Raw genomic sequence first — 18,002 nt, forward strand, 5'->3', positions numbered from 1 at the left:
AAGGCCGGGGGCCGGGCCCCCGCGCCGGCTCACTGGCAGGCCAGGCATTCCTCGTAGTTGGTCGCGTTCGCCTGGGCCGCCACCGCGGCCTGCGGCGCGACCTCGATGGCCACGGCCTTCTCGCTGATGGCGTCCGCGCGCTGCAAAGAGAGCGAGCGGCAGTAGTAGAGCGACTTCACGCCCTTCTTCCACGCCATCAGGTGGATCTGGTGCAGGTCCCGCTTGTGGACGTTGGCGGGCAGGAACACGTTAAGCGACTGCGCCTGGCAGATGAAGGGCGTGCGGTCGGCCGCGTGCTCCACCACCCAGCGCTGGTCCAGCTCGAAGGCGGTCTTGAACACCGACTTCTCGTCCTCGCTGAGGAAGGCGAGGTGCTGCACCGAGCCCTTGTTGACGGTGATGGTGGTCCAGGTGTCGCTGTCGTCGCGCCCGTGCCGCGCCAGCACCGCCTTCAGGTAGGGGTTGCGCACGATGTAGGAGCCCGACAGCGTCTTGTGGTTGTACACGTTGGCCGCGATCGGCTCGATGCCCGGCGAGGCGCCGCCGCAGATGATGGAGATCGACGCCGTCGGCGCGATCGCCATCTTGTTGGAGAAGCGCTCCATGAAGCCGTACTCGGCGGCGTCGGGGCAGGGCCCGCGCTCCTCGGCCAGCAGGCGGGAGGCGACGTCGGCCTGGCCGCGGATGTGCTTGAACATCCGCTTGTTCCAGGCCTTGGCCACCGCGCTCTCGAACGGGACCTCCATCTTCTGCAGGAAGGAGTGGAAGCCCATCACGCCCAGCCCCACCGAGCGCTCGCGCATCGCCGAATACTTGGCGCGCGCCATCGAGTCCGGCGCGGTGTCGATGAAGTTCTGCAGCACGTTGTCCAGGAAGCGCATCACGTCCGGGATGAACAGCGGGTCCTTGTGCCACTCCATCCAGGTCTCGAGGTTCAGCGAGGACAGGCAGCAGACCGCGGTGCGGTTCTCGCCGTGCTGGTCCAGCCCGGTGGGCAGGGTGATCTCCGAGCACAGGTTGGAGGTCTTGACCTCCAGCCCGGCCAGCTTGTGGTGCTCCGGCCGCGCGTTGTTCACGTGGTCGGAGAAGATGATGTAGGGCTCGCCGGTCTCGATGCGCGCGGTGAGGATGCGGATCCACAGCGAGCGCGCGGAGACGGTCTTGACCACCGCGTGGTCCTTCGGGCTGGTCAGCGCCCAGGCCTCGTCCGCCTCCACCGCGCGCATGAAGGCGTCAGGCAGCAGGATGCCGTGGTGCAGGTTCAGCGCCTTGCGGTTCGGGTCGCCGCCGGTGGGGCGGCGGATCTCGATGAACTCCTCGATCTCCGGGTGGCTCACCGGCAGGTAGACCGCGGCCGAGCCGCGCCGCAGCGACCCCTGGGAGATGGCGAGGGTCAGGCTGTCCATCACCCGGATGAAGGGCACGATGCCCGAGGTCTTGCCGTTCTGCCCCACCTTCTCGCCCAGCGAGCGCAGGTTGCCCCAGTACGAGCCGATGCCGCCGCCCTTGGAGGCCAGCCATACATTCTCGTTCCACAGGCCCACGATGGATTCGAGGCTGTCATTCGCCTCGTTCAGGAAGCAGGAGATGGGCAGGCCGCGCGTGGTGCCGCCATTGGACAGCACCGGGGTGGCCGGCATGAACCACAGCTTGCTGATGTAGTCGTAGATGCGCTGGGAATGGGCGGTGTCGTCGCCATAGGCCGAGGCCACGCGGGCGAACAGGTCCTGGTAGGACTCGCCGGGCAGCAGGTAGCGGTCATCGAGCGTCGCGCGCCCGAAATCCGTCAGCAGCGCGTCCCGCGAGCGGTCCACCTGCACCTGGCCATGGCCCTGAAGCTGAACGGCGTCGAACACGGCAATCTCCCCTCAATTTTCCGGCCCGCCCCCGCAGGGCCGGCCGGCACGCTTACTACATGTTGCGGTCCATGGCCATAGGAACGACTAGATGCGGTATGTGGTTGCGAAAATCTGTCATCGAGCGCGACTCGCGGAAGATGCTGGGATTCGCAGCCGGCAAGGCGGTTCCGGCCCGTCGCGGAGGCCGGGATCATGTCTGCCGCACCGGGCCCGCGGGACACAAGATGCTGCGTCACTTGTCCCCGTGATCCACAAGACGACGCAAACAAAACATGAACATTTCCGCCACGTCAAGCGGCGTCAGCGCGCCGCCAGGACCGCCCGCCAGCCGCCCAGCGCCGTGACGTCCGCCGCCCCCTCGACTCCGGCCGCCTCGGCCAGGAAGCCCAGCGGCGCGGTGCCGTCCTCCAGGCTGACCCGGCCGAAGCCCAGAGGCGGCGGCACCTGGGCCAGCAGCGCGCCGATGGCCGCCTCCGGCAGCGCCCAGACCTCGCCGGCGATGGCGGCGCCGGGCGCGCCGCGCAGCATCCCGGGGCGGCTTCCCAGGTCGTGCAGGCGATACTGGGGCGCAGTGCGGGCCGCGCGCAGGAAGCGGCCGCCCAGCGCCGTCACCTGATGGTTGAGCGGCAGGCCGGCCATGTGGGCACCGATGCAGAACAGCTCCGCCTCGCCCGGCGCCAGCGGGCGGTCCGGCAGGGACTCGCCGAGCAACGCCGCCCCGAGTCCCGCCAGCCTCCCTTCGGAGAAGGCCGGCCCGACCAGCGTCACGCCCGCCCCAGCCGGCACCGCCAGCGCCGCCAGGTCGCACAGGTTCACGAAGTTGGTGTAGGTGCCCAGCCGGCTGTTGAGCGCCACCGGATCGGCCAGCATGGCCGCCACGCTCGGAATGCCGGGGGCGGTGGGCAGCAGCAGCGCGTCGGCCGTGGCGAACAGGCGCCGCGCCAGCAGCCGCGCCCCGGCGGCGGCGTGGAAGTCGTCGAAGGCGTCCACCGCCAGGCGCGACAGCCCGCCCTGGAGAATGGCGCGGGTGATGGGGTGCAGCGTGTCGGGCCGTTCCGTCACGCGCTGCCGCAGGGCGCTGGTGCGCTCGGCCACCCAGGCGCCGTCGTAGAGGCGGCGCGCCACGTCCAGGAAGGGCGCGATGTCCACGCGCACCACGCGGGCGCCCAGCGCCCCGGCGCGGGCCACCACGGCGGCGAACTCCTCCGCGCCGGAGTCGAAAACCAGCTGGTCCTCATGGGGTACCGCCAGGGTCCAGGCCGGCGGCGCGGCCTCCTGCGCCCGCCAGTGCGGCGGCGGTGGGCGGGAGTATGGGTCCTCGGCGTCCGGCCCGGCCAGGTGTTCCAGCACGGCGGCGGCATCGGCGACCGTGTGCGCGAACACCGACACGCAATCCAGCGAGCGGCAGGCCGGCACCAGGCCGCGCGTCGGCACCAGGCCCAGCGAGGGCTTCAGCCCCACCAGCCCCTGCGCCATCGCCGGCACCCGGCCCGAGCCGGCGGTGTCCGTCCCCAGCGAGAAGGGCACGATTCCCGCCGCCACCGCCGATGCCGAGCCGGAGGAGGAACCGCCGGGGATCAGCGCCGGGTCGCGCGCGTTGCGCGGCGTGCCGTGGGGCGAGCGCGTGCCGTTCAGCCCGGTGGCGAACTGGTCCAGGTTGACCTTGCCCAGCACCACCGCGCCGGCCGCGCGCAGCCGCGCCACCGCGGGCGCGTCCTCTGCCGGCACATGGGCGAAGTCGGGGCAGGCGGCCGTCATCGGCAGGCCGGCGACGGCGATGTTGTCCTTCACCACGAAGGGCACGCCGGCCAGGGGGCCGGTGGCGGAAGCGGCCTCCGCGACGACCTCGGCTTCCGGGCGCAGGTGCAGGAACAGGGCGGGGTCGGCCCATTCGGCGGCGCGGCGGCAGGCGAGGCGGGCGGCCTCGCCCCGCGGCAGGGCCAGGGCCTCGGCCAGCGTCACGCCAGCAGGTCCGCCGCAGCGCGCAGCAGGGCGCTGCCGGGGCGGCGCAGCCCGTCCAGCACCCGGAAATGATCGGCGCCGGGAATGGGCAGCAGGGGGCCGGGCGCCTGCGCCTCAGCCCGCATGCCGTGGAAGTGGCGCGAATGCTGGCACAGCGCCGGCAGTTCCTTCGCGCCATAGGCGATGCAGTGCGGCTTCATCACCGCCGGCAGGCGCAGCGGCGACAAGGTGGCGATCTCCTCGTCCGTCAGCTTCAGGGCGGTGTCGAGGTAGGTGTCGCGCACCGGACCCAGCTCATAGACGCCCGAGATGCACAGCGCCGCCGCCACCGCCGGATGCGCCGCGCCCATCGCCGCCAGGTGCCCGCCGGCCGACCAGCCGGACAGCACCAGCGGGCCGTGCAGCCGCGGCGCCAGCGCGTCCAGCGCCGTCGTCACCTGGCCGCAGATGCGCGACAGCCGCGCCTCCGGCGCCAGGGTGTAGCCGCACAGCGCCGCGTTCCAGCCCATGGCCAGCGCGCCCTCGGCCAGCACGGCGAAGTCCTCGCGCCGGTTGCGCTGCCAGTAGCCGCCATGGATGAAGGCCAGGGTGGGCGCCCCGGGGTCGGGGCCGTGGAAGATGTCCCAGGCCTCGCGCTCGCCGGGTCCGTAGGGCACGTCCAGCGTCGCCCGCGCGCTGGCGCGGAAGGCGGCGGAGGCGGCGACCCGCGCCTCGATCAGCGCGGCGCTGTCGGGCACCGCCTCGGTGTTGTTGTAGGCGGCGTCGCGTTCGCGCCGGCTCAGCGCCGCCCAGGCCTCGATCATCCCCGCTCCCACCATTCCAGGATCTCGCGGCCCTGAGCGAACACCGCGCCGGGGCGCCTGGCAATGGAATCCAGCGTGCGCTCCAGCACGCCGATGCGGTGCGGCACGCCGGAGATGTAGGGGTGCACGGCGAGGCCCATCACCTTGCAACCCTCGGTGGCGCTTTCCGCCAGCAGCCGGTCGAGCTGCGCGCAGGTGCGGTCGTGCAGCTCCTCCGCCCGGTGGTGCTGCACCATCATCATCGGGATGTCGTTCAGCTCGACGCTGTAGGGCATGGACCAGAGCGGGCCATGCGCGGTGCGGATCGGCACCGGCACGTCATCCACCACGAAGTCGGCGCAGTAGCGGATGCCGTGCTTGGCCAGCAGGTCCGGCGTCTCCAGCGTCTGCGTCAGGCCGGGGGCCAGCCAGCCGACGGGCGGCGTGCCGGTGCAGGCGGTGATGGCGGCCACCGCCTCGCGCACCATGCCCTCCTGGTCGTGCAGGCTGTGGGTGGGCACCTGGCGGAAGCCGTGGCCCATGAACTCCCAGCCGGCGTCGCGTGCCGCCGCCGCCACGCGCGGATAGGCGATGGGCACGCGGCCGTTGACGGACAGGGTGGGGCGGATGCCACGGGCCTCGCAGGCCTTGAGCATGCGCCAGAAGCCCACCCGCATGCCGTATTCGTGCCAGGCCCAGTTGGCGAGATCCGGCAGGACGGGCGCATTGGTCGGCGCCGGCAGCACCTGGCGCGGCATCGGGCGCTCGATGGCCCACTCCTCGACGTTGACGACGAAGAACACCAGCACCCTGGCGCCATCGGGGCCGGGGCGCGGGGCGCGGTCCTGCGGGGCGGCGTATTCCAGGCGGTCAACCGGCTTCAATGGTGGCTCCCGAGCATGGCGGAGAAGCGCCGGCGCAGCGCGTTGAATTCCGGGCTGGTGGGGTCGCGCGGGCGGGGCAGCGGCACTGCCTCGTCGGCCACGATGCGCCCCGGGCCGCTGGACATCACCACGATGCGGTCGGCCAGCAGGATGGCTTCCTCGATGGCATGGGTGACGAAGATCACCGTCAGCTTGGTGCGCTCCCAGATCTCCAGCAATTCGCGCTGGAGGTTCTCGCGCGTCATGGCGTCCAGCGCGCCGAAAGGCTCGTCCATCAGCACCAGCTCGGCCTCGTTCGCCAGCACGCGGGCGATGGCGACGCGCTGCTTCATCCCGCCCGAAAGCTGGTGCGGATAGGCGTCGGCGAACCGGCCCAGCCCCACCATCTCCACGAAGCGGCGGGTGGTGGCGGCCACCTCGGCGCGCGGGCGGCCGCGGGCGGCCGGGCCGAAGCCGATGTTGCCCGCCACCGTCAGCCAGGGGAACAGGCCGTAGTCCTGGAACACCATGCCGCGATCCGGCCCCGGCGCCGCGATCGGCGCGCCCCACATGCGTAGCGTGCCCTCGCTCGGCGTCTCGAAGCCGCCGGCCATGCGCAGCAGCGTGGACTTGCCGCAGCCCGAGGGGCCGATCAGGCAGACGAACTCGCCCTTGCGGATGCTCAGGTTCGCCCCTTCCAGCGCGGTGATCGGCGCGCCGTTGAAGGAGAAGCGCTTGGTAACGCCCTCCACGGCCAGCAGGGGCTGCTCAGCCATGCTGCGGGCTCCAGCGCAGCAGACGGCGGCCCAGCGCCTGCACCAGCGCGTCGGAGGCGAAGCCCAGCAGGCCGATGGCGATCATGCCGCTGATGACGATCTCGGTGCGGCTCAACTGGCGCGCCTCCATGATGATGGCGCCCAGCCCGGTCTGCACGCCGGTCATCTCGCCCACCACGATCACCACCCAGGCGAAGCCAAGCCCCAGCCGCAGGCCGGTGAAGATGGAGGGCAGGGCGGCCGGCAGCACGACCTTCCAGAACACGGCCGATGGCGAGACGCCCAGCATCGCCGCGGCCTCGAACAGCCGCGGCTCGACGTTGCGCACGCCGAACACCGTGTTGACCAGGATCGGGTAGAAGGCGCCCAGGAACACCAGGAAGAAGGCCGAGCGCGGGCCGATGCCGAAGACGATCATCGCCAGCGGCAGCCAGGCGGTGACGGGGATGGGACGCAGCAATTGCAGCGTCGGGTCCAGCGCCTCGCGCACCAGGGCGATGCGACCGATCAGCATGCCCAGCGGCAGCGCGCAGGCGGCCGCCAGCAGGAAGCCGCCATAGACGCGCGACACGCTGGCGAAGGCGTGCTCGGCCAGCGTGCGCGAATACAGGTCGTCCCACACGCCGCCGAAGGCCAGGTCCCACATCTGGCGCCCGACCTCGAGCGGCGGCGGGATGAGGGAGAAGGCACGCCCCGCGGTGGACAGGTGCCAGAATGCCAGGAAGAGAAGCGGCGCGGCGAGCGCGAGCCCCGCCGCGCGCCACCGCGCCGCCTGCATCAGGAAACGCGCGCCTCGTCGTCGCTGAAGCGGGTGTTGAAGAAGGTGTTGAAGTCCGGCAGGGCGCGGATCTGCTGGAGCTCCAGCATGTGCTGGGCGTAGGTGCGGGAGCGCTGGATCATCTCCGGGCTCATGCGCCAGTTCAGCTCGACATTCTCGATGCTCACCGCCAGGGCCTCGCGGTTCATGCCCAGGCGGGCCACCGCCATCTCGATGGCGGCGGCGCGGTTGTTCTGCGCGAACTCGCTGGCGCGGCGGTGCACGCGCATCATGGCGGCGCAGAGCTGCGGGTTGCGCTGCGTCGTTTCGTGATGGGTGGCGAAGATCATGTTCAGCGTGCCCATCGGCGTGGAGTAGGGGAACTCCACGATCTTGCCGATGCCGGAGGTGACGCTGATGCCCGGCCCCGGCTCGGCGCCCACATAGGCGTCGATGTCGCCGCGGGCCAGGGCGGCGTGCATCTCGCTGAAGCTCACCCGGATGCTCTGGATGTCGCGGATGGTCATGCCTTCCATCCGCAGGCGCTCGCGGATGAACACCTCCTGCGTCGAGCCCGGCCAGATGCCCACCCGGCGGCCGCGCAGGTCGGCCAGCGTGTTCACCGGGCCGTCGCGCCGCGCCACCACCGCCATACCCTTGTCGCAGCAGGAGCCGATGACCACCACCGGCTCGCGCGCCGCGCTGCCCAGGATGCCGGCGGCGATGCCGAAGGCGCCGAAATCCACGCTGCGGGTGACGACGGCGTTCTTGCCCTCGGTCGGGCTCTCGAAGGGGATGACCTCGACCGTCATGCCCTCGGGCATGAAGCGCTCGTAGAAGAAGGGCGTGATGGAGTGGATGAGGCGCAGCGCCCCCATGCGCACGCGCGTGCCCTGCGCGGCGACCAGGGCGGGGGTGGCGAGGGCTCCGGCCAAGCCACCCGCGAGGGGGGCGGCCAGCAGGGTGCGGCGATGCAGGCTCATGGCGGCGGGGGCTCCCTGGCGGTTGGACCGGGGAACTCTGCCGATGCGCGCGGGGGCATCAACGGTGGATCGCGGCATTTCCCCGCGGGCTACGCCGCCTTTGCCCAGCCGCTGGGCAAAGGCGGCGCGCAAGCGGGCAGTCAGCCCGGCGGCCCGCGCTCGGCCAGTGCCTGCCAGCGGGCCATGAACGCGCCGCGCACCGGGCCGGCGCGTCCCAGCGCCCGGAAGATGCGGGCGGTGGACCAGACCAGCCACGCGACCAGGACCCCATGCACCACCACCAGCGCCATGCCGAGCCGATAGTTCCACAGCTCCGGTGGCGGCAGGTCCAGCCTGGCGAGGCCCTTGTTCACCGCAGCCCACTTCACGAAGGCGAGCAGGATGATGGCGGCCAGGCAGATGAGTTGCAGGAAGACCAGCACCGCGCCGTCCGCCCCGAGGCCGCCGCTGCTGCCCTGGTATTCCGGCCCGCCCGGCGCCTTGCCCAGGCGGGCGGCGCCCTCCAGCCGTGTCTCCCAGCCCAGGCCCTCGACCCGCGGTTCCAGGAAGACAAGCATGTAGGTGGCGATGCGCCAGGCGGAGCGGCGGTACGAAACCACCATCGTGCGGGCCACCCAAGTCGCCAGCAGGGCCAGGGTGACGGTCACGACGGCGAACAGGAACTGGCCGGCGGGAAGCAGGTCGTCCCGGTCATTTGCGCCGACCATGCCCAGCCACAGGGCCAGGATGGCCCCCACCGCGCCGCTGACGTAGATCAGCACGTCGCGCGCGCGCGTTTCGGCTTGCAGAATTTCCGCCCGCAGCGCCGCATATTCGGCCAGTCGCGCCGCCTCCGCGCTCACCCGTTGATCACCCGCACCGGCGCGCCACGCTCAAAGGCCTCGATCGCCTCCACCGCGCCGGCGAAATAGGCGCGGTAGTTCTCCTCGGTCGAGTAGCCCAGGTGCGGCGTCAGCAGGGTGCGCGGGGCGGCCAGCAGCGGGTGGCCGGAGGGCAGCGGCTCCACGTCGTAGACGTCGATGCCCGCGCCGCCGATCCGCCCCTCGTGCAGCGCCGCCAGCAGCGCCTCCTGCTCCACGATCGGCCCGCGCGAGGTGTTCACCAGCAACGCGGTGGGCTTCATCAGCGCCAGCTCCGCCGCGCCGACCAGCCCGCGCGAGCGCTCGGACAGGATGTAGTGGATGCTCACCACGTCGGAGTCGCGGAACAGCGCCTCCTTGCTCACCAAGGCCGCGCCGCCGGCCGCTGCGGCGTCTTCCGTCAGGTTGGCGCTCCAGGCCACCACGCGCATGCCCAGCGCCTGGCCCACCGCCGCCACGCGCCGGCCCAGCTTGCCGAAGCCCAGCAGGCCAAGCGTCTTGCCCTCCAGCCCGGTGCCGATGGCGGTCTGCCACTGGCCGGCCCGCAGCGCCGCCTGCTGTTCCGGGATGCGCCGCGCCAGGCCGAGGATCAGCGCCCAGGTCAGGTCCACCGTCGGCGCGCCGAAGGAGGGGGTGCCGCAGAAGGTGATGCCCCGCGCGGCGCAGGCGGCGGCGTCGATGCCGCGGTTGCGCTCGCCCGTGGTGATGAGCAGCTTCAGGTCGGGCAGCTTCGCCAGCAGGCTGGCCGGGAAGGGCGTGCGCTCGCGCATCGCCAGCACGGCGTCGAAGCCGGCCAGCCGCGCGGCGATGGCGTCCTCCTCCGCCAGAGTGTCGCGGAACACGACGGTTTCCAGGTGCGGCAGCCGGTCCCAGGGGCCCAACCTCAAGGTGACGTCCTGGTAGTCGTCGAGGATGGCGAGGCGCTTGACCTGCGGCATGTCGGTGTCCCTCCGTCGTTCAGCGCGCGAAGGGCGTTCAGAATCACCGCCACGTCAATGCCCTCCTGGATCAGCGCGCCCTGCACCGGCGTCAGCCAGCCCAGCGCCGCCGCCACCATCCCCAGCGCCGAGAGGCCGATGCCCACCAGCACACCCTGGCGGGCGATGGCCACGGCGCGGCGGGCGGCGCGCATGGCCCCGGGCAGCGGGCGCAGGCCGCCGGCCACCAGCACCGCATCCGCCGCGTCGGCCGCCGCCGCGCCGCGCGCCGCCACCGCCACGCCCAGGTCGGCCGCCGCCAGGGCCGGGGCGTCGTTCACCCCGTCGCCCAGCATCAGCACCGGGCCGTCGGCGCGCAGCGCCGGCAGCAGCGCCGCCTTGCCGGCGGGGTCCATCGCCGCGTGCCATTCCGCCAGCCCCAGCGCCCGGGCCACCGCCGCCACCGGCCCGGGCGCATCGCCGGAGGCGAGCACGAAGCGGCGCACCCCCTGGGCCCGCAGCGCCGCCAGGGTGTCCGCCGCCTCCGGCCGCAGCGGGTCGTGCAGCAGCAGCGCCGGCAGCGGCGCGCCGGCCCGGCTGACGCTGACCGCCATGGCGCCCGGCGGCACCTCCGGCGGCGGCACGCCGGCGAAGGCGGCGCCGCCGGCCCGGGCCGGGACGCCGTCCACCAGGCCGGCCACGCCCTCGCCGGGCGTCTCGGTGAACTGCGCGGGCACCGGCAGGGCCAGGCCGCGGGCGCGGGCGGCGGCCACCAGCGCGTGCGCCACCGGGTGGGTGCTGCCCTGGTCCAACGCCGCGGCGAGGCGCAGCGCTTCCCGGTCCGCCGCCGGGTCCACCTCGGGCGCGCCGCGCGTCAGCGTGCCGGTCTTGTCCAGCACCACCACGCGGATGCGCGCCAGGGCCTCCACCCCGGCGGGCGACTTCACCAGCAGGCCGAGCGCGGCGCAGCGCGAGACGCCGGCCATCAGCGCCACCGGCACCGCCAGAATCAAGGGGCAGGGGGTGGCGACCACCAGCACCGCCAGCGCCCGCTCCGCGCTGCCCGAGGCCGCCCAGGCCAGCCCGGCCAGCGCCAGGGTGAACAGCAGGAAGCCCAGCGCCCAGCGGTCGGCCAGGCGGGCCATCGGCGCCCGCGCCTCCTGTGCCGCGCGCACCAGGCGCAGGATGCCGGCGAAGGTGCTGGCCTGGGCGTCGGTAGTGGCGCGGCACCGGAAGGCGTCGCCGGCATTGGTGGCGCCCGACAGCAGCGCGTCGCCGGCCGCGTGGCGCACCGGCATCGCCTCGCCGGACAGGGCGGATTCGTCCAGCGTGGCGAGGTCGTCCTCCAGCACCGCGTCCACCGGCAGCACGGCGCCGCGCGGCACCAGCAGGCGGTCGCCGGGGCGCAGGGCGGAGATGGGCACCTCCTCCAGCCCGTCCGGGCCGTCGCGCAGGGCTGTGCGGGGCTGGCGGGCCAGCAGGGCCGCCATCTCGCGCCCGGCGCGGCGCTGGGCATGGGCCTCCAGGAACTGGCCGCCGGCGTACATCAGCGCCACCACGCAGGCCGCCAGCCCCTGGCCCATGGCCAGGCCCGCGCCCATGGCCAACCCGGCGATGGCGTCCAGCCCGAAGGCGCCGCGGCGCAGGGACTGCGCCATGTCCCACAGCAGGAAGCCCAGCACCGGCGCGGCGCCCAGCAGGAAGCCCGGTGCCCAGCCCGCCAGGCCGAGCACCAGCCCCAGCAGCGGCGGCACGGGCAGCAGGCGGCGCATCCTTCCCATCGTGCCCCGCGAAAGGGGGCTTCGCCAGGGCGCCCCGGGCGGCTATGTGGAGGCTTCGCCGAAGTTTCTCGAACAGGAAGCCCCGATCGCCATGACCGCCGAGGCGCGGCCCGCCGCCAGCCTGCCCGACAGCTTCCGGCTGCGCGCCGGCACCTATTCGCTGCTGACGCTGCGCCTGGTGTCGCCGCGCGCGGAGGATGTGCTGCCGGCGCTGGGCGAGCAGTTCCGCAAGGCCCCGGGCTTCCTGCGCTTCGCCCCCATCGCCATCGGGCTGGACGAGGTGGAGGGCCAGCAGGTGGACTTCGCCGCGCTGGTGGACGGGCTGCGGGCGCTGGAGATCATTCCCGTGGGCGTCACCGGGGGCGGGCAGGCGCTGCGGGCGGACGCCGCGGCGGCCGGGCTGCCGCTGCTGCGCGCCGCGGGCGGCGGAGGCGAGGTGGCGCCGATGGGCGCGGCCGGCGGGGTGGCGGTGGCCGTGGCCCCGGTGGTGCCGGTGGCCGCGCCGGCGCCGCCGCGCCCGGCCGCCGCCAAGACGATGCTGGTGACCCAGGCGGTGCGCGCCGGCCAGCGCATCTACGCCCAGGGGGCGGACCTGGTGGTGATGGGCGCGGTGAACGCGGGCGCCGAGGTGCTGGCGGACGGCAACATCCACGTCTACGGCGCGCTGCGCGGCCGCGCGGTGGCCGGCGCGCAGGAGGACGCGGAGGCGCGCATCTTCGCCACGCATTTCGACCCGGAGCTGGTGGCGATCGCGGGGTTCTACGCCGTGCGCGAAGGGTTCCAGGACACGGATATCGGCCGCGCCGTGGCGGTGCGGCTGGATGGCGAGCAGCTGCGCTTCGACCCGCTGGTCTGAGGCGCGGCACAGGGCAGGACAGGGGGCAGGACAACCATGGCGCAGGTGATCGTCGTCACATCGGGCAAGGGGGGCGTGGGCAAGACCACCAGCAGCGCCGCCATCGCCACCGGGCTGGCGCAGCGCGGCAAGCGCACCGTCGTGATCGACTTCGACGTCGGGCTGCGCAACCTCGACCTCATCATGGGCGTCGAGCGGCGCGTGGTGTTCGACATCGTCAATGTCATCAGCGGCGAGGCGAAGCTCCAGCAGGCGCTGATCAAGGACAAGCGGGTGGAGGGCCTCTACATCCTCCCCGCCTCCCAGACCCGGGACAAGGACGCGCTGACCAAGGAAGGCGTGGCCGGCATCATCGAGGAGCTGGGCAAGGAGTTCGACTACATCCTGTGCGACAGCCCCGCGGGCATCGAGAAGGGCGCGCTGCTGGCCCTGTACTTCGCGGACCAGGCCATCGTGGTGACCAACCCCGAGGTGTCGAGCGTGCGCGACAGCGACCGCATCCTGGGCGTGCTGCAAAGCAAGTCCAAGCGCGCCGAGGAGAAGAAGGACCCGGTGAAGCAGCACCTGCTGCTGACGCGCTACGACCCCGCGCGCGTCGAGCGGCAGGAGATGCTGAAGCTGGACGACGTGCTGGACATCCTGGCCATCCCGCTGCTGGGCGTCATCCCGGAAAGCGAGAGCGTGCTCAAGGCCTCGAACTCCGGCAACCCGGTCATCATGGACGCCGAGAGCAACGCCGGTCAGGCCTATGCCGACGCCGTGGCCCGCTTCCTGGGCGAGGAGCGGCCGCACCGCTTCCTGGAGCCGCCGAAGAAGCAGGGCTTCTTCGGGCGCCTGTTCGGCGGCGGGAGGGCGGCATGAGCTGGCTGTCCTTCTTCCAGAAGCAGAAGCGCGAGCAGCCCGCCTCCTCCGCCGCCGCGGCGAAGGACCGGCTGCAGGTCATCATCAGCCACGAGCGCGTGGGCCGCGGGCGCGAGGACTTCCTGCCCAAGCTCCAGCAGGAGCTGGTGCAGGTGGTGGCCCGCTACGTCGCCATCGACCCGGACAAGGTCCAGGTGAACCTGGAGCGCGGGGGCGACGTCTCGGCGCTGTCCATCGACATTGAGCTGCCGGGGCCGAAGGCGACGGCGCACTGATGCGCGCCGCGGTGGAGTGGGCCCAGGCGCACGAGACGCCCTGGCCGCGCGACATCCTGGCGCACCTCCAGGGCGGCTTCTTCGAGGGGCCGCCGGACAACGAGGTGCTCGGCCCGGCGCCGCCGCGCGGCGGGCCGGCGGGCATCGTGTTCCGCAAGGGCATCCGCGTCGCCGAATGGGGCGACACCCAGCGCCCGGACATGACCTTCAGCGTGGCGAAGTCCTACCTCGCGCTGCTGGCCGGGCTGGCCTGGGCCGATGGCCGCATCCCCGACCTCGACGAGGCGGTGCTGAAGCGCGCCGCCCACCCGGCCTTCGAGGGCGCGCAGAACAGCCGCGTCACCTGGCGGCACCTGCTGACCAACACCTCCGAGTGGGAAGGCACGCTCTGGGGCAAGAGCGACCTCATTGACCGCGGCCGCAACCTGGGCGTGGAGGGGCAGGGGACCAAGCGCTCCGCCCGGCCGCTGCACGCGCCGGGCGAGTACTGGGAATACAACGACGTCCGGGTGAACGCGCTGGCGCTGGCGCTGCTGCTGGTGTTCCGCCGCCCCCTGCCGGTGGTGTTCGGCGAGCGCATCGCCGACCCGCTGGGCTGCTCGGACTCATGGTCCTGGCGCGGCTACTCCACCTCCACCATCGAGGTGGATGGCGAGGAGATGGAAAGCGTCTCCGGCGGCGGCCACTGGGGCGGCGGCGTGGTGATCTCGGCCGAGGACCAGGCGCGCATCGGCCTGATGGTGGCCGCCGAGGGCAAGGGGCTGGTGCGCGGCGAATGGCTGCGGATGTGCCGCACGCCCTGCGCGCTGAACCCGCATTACGGCTTCCTGTTCTGGCTGAACTCGGACGGCGCCAAGTGGCCGGCGGCCAGCCGCAGCAGCGCCTGCTTCAGCGGCGCCGGCGGCCACACCACCTGGATGGAGCCCGAGGGCGAGATCGTCAGCGTGTCCCGCTGGCTCGATCCGGCGGCGCTGCCCGGCTACGTGGAGCGCGTCAGGGCCGGATAGCGCCCGATCCGCGCAGGGCGAAGCCCGGAGCGGTGAATCGGCCGCTCAGCGGCAGCCCAGCAGGGCGGCGTCCACCGCCTCGCCCAGCCGCTCCACCGCCAGGTCCACCTCGGCCTCGGTGATGATGTAGGGCGGGGCCAGCAGCACGTGGTCGCCGGCCACCCCATCGGCGGTGCCGCCGGTGGGGTAGCAGGCCAGGCCGCGCGCGAAGGCCTCGGCCTTCACGCGGGCGTGCAGGGCATGGGCGGGGTCGAAGGGCGCCTTGGTGGCGCGGTCCTCCACCAGCTCGATGGCGCGGAACAGGCCGCGGCCGCGGATGTCGCCCACGTGGCGGTGGTTGCCGAAGCGCTCCACCAGCCGTTGCTCCAGCCGCGCGCCCATCGCCCGCACGCGGGGCAGCAGGTCGTCCTCGGCGATCACCTGCTGCACCGCCAGGGCGGCGGCGCAGGCGACGGGATGCGCCTGGTAGGTGTGGCCGTGCTGGAAGGCGCCGGAACCCGCCGCCATCCCCTCGGCGACGCGGCGCGAGACCAGCAGTGCGCCGATCGGCTGGAAGCCGCCGCCCAGCCCCTTGGCCACGCATTGCAGGTCCGGCACCACGCCTTCCTGCTCCCAGGCGTGCAGCGTGCCGGTGCGGCCCATGCCGCACATGATCTCGTCCAGGATCAACAGCGCGCCGTGGCGGTCGCAGACCTCGCGCATGGCGGGGAAGTAGCCGGCGGGGGCGGTGACGCAGCCCGTGGTGGCGCCCACCACCGGCTCGGCGATGAAGGCGGCGACGGTGTCGGGGCCGAGGCGCTGGAACTCCGCCTCCAGCTCGGCGGCGAGGCGCGCGACATAGGCGGCCTCGTCCTCGTCCTCGCGCATCTCCCGCCAGGAGAAGGCGGGCGACACGTGGGAGAAGGCGGGCGAGAGCAGCGGCGCGTAGAGCGCCCGCCGCGCCACGTTGCCACCGGCCGAGAGCGCGCCGAGCGTGTTGCCGTGATAGGATTGCCGCCGCGCGATGATGCGGCTGCGTTGCGGCTGGCCGATTTCCACGAAGTATTGCCGCGCCAGCTTCAGCGCCGCCTCCACAGCCTCCGAGCCGCCGGACACGAAATAGGCGCGCGCCAGCCCGCCCGGCTCGTGCCCCACCAGCGCCTCGGCCAGCTCCTCCGCCGGGTCGTTGGAGAGCAGGGAGGTGTGGACGTAGCAGACGCGGTCGAGCTGCGCCTTGATGGCCGCGATGACGCGCGGGTGGCCGTGGCCCAGGCAGGCGACGGCGGCGCCGCCGGAGGCGTCCAGCACCTCGCGCCCGCCCTCCTCGAGCAGCCAGGAGCCATGGCCGCCCACGGCGCGGGGCGGGTCCTGGCGGGAGCGGTGGAGGATGCGCGAGGCCATGCCCCGCAGGGTGTCAGGCGCTCGCCAGCAGCGCAACGCCCGCCATGATGAGGGCGATGGCGGCGAGCTTCTGCATCCCCATCGCCTCGCCGAAGAACTGCCAGCCGATCAGCGCGATCAGCGCGTAGGACGCGGCGGTGCAGGGCAGCGCCACACTCATCGGGATCTTGCGCAACGCCACGATGTAGAGGAGCGCGCCGACGCCGTAGAAGCCCAGCCCGACCACGGTGGAGGGGCGGAACAGCTGCGCCAGGAACCCGCCCTCGCCCCCCGCGCCGGCCTTCAGCAGCACCTGCCCGACCATGGAGGAGGTGATGGCCCCCGCCAGCGCGCCCCAGTAGGGGTTCACGGCCCGCCCCGCTGGACCACGCGCACCACGCCCTGCGGCTTGCCGTTGGCCGACAGGAAGGCGCGGCCGAGGTATTCGCCCATCACGCCCAGGATGAGGAACTGCACCCCGGCGATCAGCAGCATCACCGTCATGGTGGAGGCCCAGCCGGAGGGCGTCTCGATGAACATCGCCTCGATGATGACGAACAGCGCCAGCAGCAGCCCCAGCACGCCCATCGCCGCCCCGGCGAACATCGCCAGCCGCAGCGGCAGCAGGGAGAAGGAGGTGGCGAGGTTCAGCCACAGCCGCACCAGCCGGCGCATGGTGTAGTTGCTCTGCCCCTCGGCGCGGGCGTAGTGCTTGACCTCCAGCGTGGTGATGCGCTGCGTCACCTGCATGATCAGGCCGTCGATGTAGGGGTAGGGGCCCTCGTACTTCGTCACCTCCCGCACCACCAGCGCCGCGCAGCAGCGGAAGGAGGAGAGGTAGAGCCCGCGCGGCTTGTCCAGCAGCGCGTCCGCCACCCGGTTGGCGAAGCGCGAGCCCAGGTTGCGCCAGCCCTCGTGCTCCTTCTTGGCGTAGGTGGTGTAGACCACGTCCCAGTTGCCCAGGCGGCAGTGGTCGTACAGGCGCACCACCTCCTCCGGCGGGTTCTGCAGGTCGTCGTCCATGTTGATGACGTAGGCGCCGCGGGCGTGGCGGAAGCCGGTCATCACCGCGTTGTGCTCGCCGAAGTTGCGGGCGTGCTCGATGAAGGTGATGGGCACGGTGGCAGTGCGGACCAGTTCCCGGCACACCTCGCCCGAGTTGTCCGGGCTGCCGTCGTTCACCAGCACGATTTCCAGCCCGCCCTCCGGCCGCAGGGCGCTCAGCGCCTCCACCAGCCGCCCGATGGTGGCGGCGCCGCGATAGACGGGGATGACGACCGAGAGGCCGACCGGGTGCTGCATGTCCATCCTTGGTCCTATCGCCGCGCCAGCGCCATGACCGAACCGCCGGCCGGGAAGCGCAGCCCCAGCCCCGAAAGCGCGCGCTCGGCCTCGGTTGCGGCGAACAGCGCGGCGTCCAGCCACCGCGGGTATTCCGTGACGTCGGAGGCCGCGTCCGCGCGCCGCGTCAGCAGCTTGCGCTGGGCGGCCATCAGCGGCAGCAGCAGGGAGTTCCAGTGCCAGCAGCGCGCTTCCCCGAAGCCCGCCCCCGCCAGCGCCGCCCGCAGCCCGGCGCGGTTGTAGCGGCGGTCGCTGTGCACGCGGGCGTCATGGGCCGAGCGCAGCCACTCGTGCGCCGGCAGGTTCAGCAGCAGCGCGCCGCCGGGGCGCAGCACGCGGCGGAACTCGCCCAGCGCGGCGCCCTGGTCCACCGCCCGGTGGCACAGCACGTCCAGGCTGGCCACGGCGTCGAAGCTGGCATCGGCGAAGGGCAGGGCGTTGACGCTGCCGGCCACCAGCGCAGCGCCGGACTTGGCGGCGGCGCGCCCGGCGGCTTCCGGCGCGTACTCCACGCCGTGCAGCCGCAGGTCCGGCCGCTCCGCCCCCAGCCGGGCGAGGAAGCCGCCGGTGCCGCAGCCGGCATCCAGCACCGCCGCGCCCGGCGGCAGCGCGTGCAGCGCCGCCGCGGCCCGCGCGTGCATCGCGCGGTACCACCACATGCGGTCCTCGACCGCATCCATCAGCGCGTATTCCCGCGGGTCCACCCTCCTTCTCTCGCCTCCAATCGCGGCGGCGGCAAGTCCGGCGCATGGCGGTCCCGTGG

Annotated in this window: 18 protein-coding genes; 4 read left to right on the forward strand and 14 right to left on the reverse strand. The window is 73.0% G+C overall.

The window, feature by feature from the left end:
• Positions 1-29: 29 nt before the first annotated feature.
• The 10 genes from ACI6QG_RS03455 to ACI6QG_RS03500 all read right to left on the reverse strand — a co-directional run bounded on the left by ACI6QG_RS03455 (position 30) and on the right by ACI6QG_RS03500 (position 11,531).
• Positions 30-1,856 carry a ribonucleoside-diphosphate reductase subunit alpha gene (locus ACI6QG_RS03455; RefSeq protein WP_407023166.1) on the reverse strand — a complete coding sequence of 609 codons (1,827 nt, stop codon included), beginning with the start codon at positions 1,854-1,856 and terminating at the stop codon, positions 30-32.
• 303 nt (positions 1,857-2,159) lie between these two features.
• Positions 2,160-3,821 (reverse strand): allophanate hydrolase, encoded by a 1,662-nt coding sequence (atzF, locus tag ACI6QG_RS03460; RefSeq protein WP_407023167.1) that lies wholly within the window; start codon positions 3,819-3,821, stop codon positions 2,160-2,162.
• Positions 3,818-4,624 (reverse strand): alpha/beta hydrolase, encoded by an 807-nt coding sequence (locus tag ACI6QG_RS03465; protein ID WP_407023168.1) that lies wholly within the window; start codon positions 4,622-4,624, stop codon positions 3,818-3,820. The genes atzF and ACI6QG_RS03465 overlap by 4 nt, the downstream gene beginning before the upstream one ends.
• Entirely contained in the window at positions 4,621-5,487 is an 867-nt protein-coding gene (locus tag ACI6QG_RS03470; RefSeq protein WP_407023169.1) for a polysaccharide deacetylase family protein, read from the reverse strand. The genes ACI6QG_RS03465 and ACI6QG_RS03470 overlap by 4 nt, the downstream gene beginning before the upstream one ends.
• Positions 5,484-6,242 (reverse strand): ABC transporter ATP-binding protein, encoded by a 759-nt coding sequence (locus ACI6QG_RS03475; RefSeq protein WP_407023170.1) that lies wholly within the window; start codon positions 6,240-6,242, stop codon positions 5,484-5,486. The genes ACI6QG_RS03470 and ACI6QG_RS03475 overlap by 4 nt, the downstream gene beginning before the upstream one ends.
• Positions 6,235-7,020, reverse strand: coding sequence for an ABC transporter permease (locus ACI6QG_RS03480; protein ID WP_407023171.1), 786 nt, complete (start codon positions 7,018-7,020; stop codon positions 6,235-6,237). Before ACI6QG_RS03480 ends, ACI6QG_RS03475 begins: the two co-directional genes overlap by 8 nt.
• A complete protein-coding gene (locus ACI6QG_RS03485; RefSeq protein ID WP_407023172.1) occupies positions 7,020-7,982 on the reverse strand; it encodes an ABC transporter substrate-binding protein in 963 nt (320 codons plus the stop codon). Before ACI6QG_RS03485 ends, ACI6QG_RS03480 begins: the two co-directional genes overlap by 1 nt.
• A gap of 140 nt (positions 7,983-8,122) precedes the next feature.
• A complete protein-coding gene (locus ACI6QG_RS03490; RefSeq protein ID WP_407023173.1) occupies positions 8,123-8,824 on the reverse strand; it encodes a hypothetical protein in 702 nt (233 codons plus the stop codon).
• Positions 8,821-9,780 carry a D-2-hydroxyacid dehydrogenase family protein gene (locus ACI6QG_RS03495; RefSeq protein ID WP_407023174.1) on the reverse strand — a complete coding sequence of 320 codons (960 nt, stop codon included), beginning with the start codon at positions 9,778-9,780 and terminating at the stop codon, positions 8,821-8,823. The genes ACI6QG_RS03490 and ACI6QG_RS03495 overlap by 4 nt, the downstream gene beginning before the upstream one ends.
• Positions 9,726-11,531, reverse strand: a complete 1,806-nt coding sequence (locus ACI6QG_RS03500) for a heavy metal translocating P-type ATPase (RefSeq protein ID WP_407023175.1) — start codon at positions 11,529-11,531, stop codon at positions 9,726-9,728. Before ACI6QG_RS03500 ends, ACI6QG_RS03495 begins: the two co-directional genes overlap by 55 nt.
• 100 nt (positions 11,532-11,631) lie before the next feature.
• Here ACI6QG_RS03500 and minC point away from each other — a divergent pair, with 100 nt between their 5' ends.
• Genes minC through ACI6QG_RS03520 form a run of 4 tightly spaced genes read left to right on the forward strand, consistent with a single transcriptional unit; the run spans position 11,632 to position 14,539 of the window.
• Positions 11,632-12,396, forward strand: a complete 765-nt coding sequence (gene minC / locus ACI6QG_RS03505; protein WP_407023176.1) for a septum site-determining protein MinC — start codon at positions 11,632-11,634, stop codon at positions 12,394-12,396.
• A 36-nt stretch (positions 12,397-12,432) separates the two neighbouring features.
• The gene (minD, locus tag ACI6QG_RS03510; RefSeq protein WP_407023177.1) at positions 12,433-13,257 is read left to right on the forward strand and encodes a septum site-determining protein MinD; all 825 of its coding nucleotides are present in this window, start codon (positions 12,433-12,435) and stop codon (positions 13,255-13,257) included.
• Entirely contained in the window at positions 13,254-13,532 is a 279-nt protein-coding gene (gene minE, locus ACI6QG_RS03515) for a cell division topological specificity factor MinE (protein WP_407023178.1), read from the forward strand. The genes minD and minE overlap by 4 nt, the downstream gene beginning before the upstream one ends.
• Positions 13,532-14,539: a serine hydrolase gene (locus tag ACI6QG_RS03520; protein WP_407023179.1), complete on the forward strand. Its 1,008-nt coding sequence runs from the start codon at positions 13,532-13,534 to the stop codon at positions 14,537-14,539. Before minE ends, ACI6QG_RS03520 begins: the two co-directional genes overlap by 1 nt.
• A 45-nt stretch (positions 14,540-14,584) precedes the next feature.
• Here the strand turns inward: ACI6QG_RS03520 and ACI6QG_RS03525 are convergent, their stop codons facing one another.
• Genes ACI6QG_RS03525 through ACI6QG_RS03540 form a run of 4 tightly spaced genes read right to left on the reverse strand, consistent with a single transcriptional unit; the run spans position 14,585 to position 17,919 of the window.
• Positions 14,585-15,919, reverse strand: a complete 1,335-nt coding sequence (locus ACI6QG_RS03525) for an aspartate aminotransferase family protein (RefSeq protein ID WP_407023180.1) — start codon at positions 15,917-15,919, stop codon at positions 14,585-14,587.
• Between the two features lie 13 nt (positions 15,920-15,932).
• On the reverse strand, positions 15,933-16,268 hold the full coding sequence (locus tag ACI6QG_RS03530) for a DMT family transporter (RefSeq protein ID WP_407023181.1): 336 nt from the start codon (positions 16,266-16,268) through the stop codon (positions 15,933-15,935).
• Positions 16,265-17,206, reverse strand: a complete 942-nt coding sequence (locus ACI6QG_RS03535) for a glycosyltransferase family 2 protein (RefSeq protein ID WP_407023182.1) — start codon at positions 17,204-17,206, stop codon at positions 16,265-16,267. Before ACI6QG_RS03535 ends, ACI6QG_RS03530 begins: the two co-directional genes overlap by 4 nt.
• Before the next feature lie 8 nt (positions 17,207-17,214).
• A complete protein-coding gene (locus ACI6QG_RS03540) occupies positions 17,215-17,919 on the reverse strand; it encodes a class I SAM-dependent methyltransferase (protein ID WP_407023183.1) in 705 nt (234 codons plus the stop codon).
• Positions 17,920-18,002: the final 83 nt, after the last annotated feature.

The organism is Sabulicella flocculans (genome assembly GCF_045449635.1).
GTDB lineage: Bacteria > Pseudomonadota > Alphaproteobacteria > Acetobacterales > Acetobacteraceae > Roseococcus.

Coding starts and splice junctions, on each gene's coding strand:
- ACI6QG_RS03535 (WP_407023182.1), bottom strand. CDS start 17,206: ATGGACATGCAGCACCCGGTCGGCCTCTCGGTCGTCATCCCCGTCTAT.
- ACI6QG_RS03495 (WP_407023174.1), bottom strand. CDS start 9,780: ATGCCGCAGGTCAAGCGCCTCGCCATCCTCGACGACTACCAGGACGTC.
- minE (WP_407023178.1), top strand. CDS start 13,254: ATGAGCTGGCTGTCCTTCTTCCAGAAGCAGAAGCGCGAGCAGCCCGCC.
- minC (WP_407023176.1), top strand. CDS start 11,632: ATGACCGCCGAGGCGCGGCCCGCCGCCAGCCTGCCCGACAGCTTCCGG.
- ACI6QG_RS03480 (WP_407023171.1), bottom strand. CDS start 7,020: ATGCAGGCGGCGCGGTGGCGCGCGGCGGGGCTCGCGCTCGCCGCGCCG.
- minD (WP_407023177.1), top strand. CDS start 12,433: ATGGCGCAGGTGATCGTCGTCACATCGGGCAAGGGGGGCGTGGGCAAG.
- ACI6QG_RS03525 (WP_407023180.1), bottom strand. CDS start 15,919: ATGGCCTCGCGCATCCTCCACCGCTCCCGCCAGGACCCGCCCCGCGCC.
- ACI6QG_RS03475 (WP_407023170.1), bottom strand. CDS start 6,242: ATGGCTGAGCAGCCCCTGCTGGCCGTGGAGGGCGTTACCAAGCGCTTC.
- ACI6QG_RS03465 (WP_407023168.1), bottom strand. CDS start 4,624: ATGATCGAGGCCTGGGCGGCGCTGAGCCGGCGCGAACGCGACGCCGCC.
- ACI6QG_RS03540 (WP_407023183.1), bottom strand. CDS start 17,919: ATGGATGCGGTCGAGGACCGCATGTGGTGGTACCGCGCGATGCACGCG.
- ACI6QG_RS03500 (WP_407023175.1), bottom strand. CDS start 11,531: ATGCGCCGCCTGCTGCCCGTGCCGCCGCTGCTGGGGCTGGTGCTCGGC.
- ACI6QG_RS03520 (WP_407023179.1), top strand. CDS start 13,532: ATGCGCGCCGCGGTGGAGTGGGCCCAGGCGCACGAGACGCCCTGGCCG.
- ACI6QG_RS03485 (WP_407023172.1), bottom strand. CDS start 7,982: ATGAGCCTGCATCGCCGCACCCTGCTGGCCGCCCCCCTCGCGGGTGGC.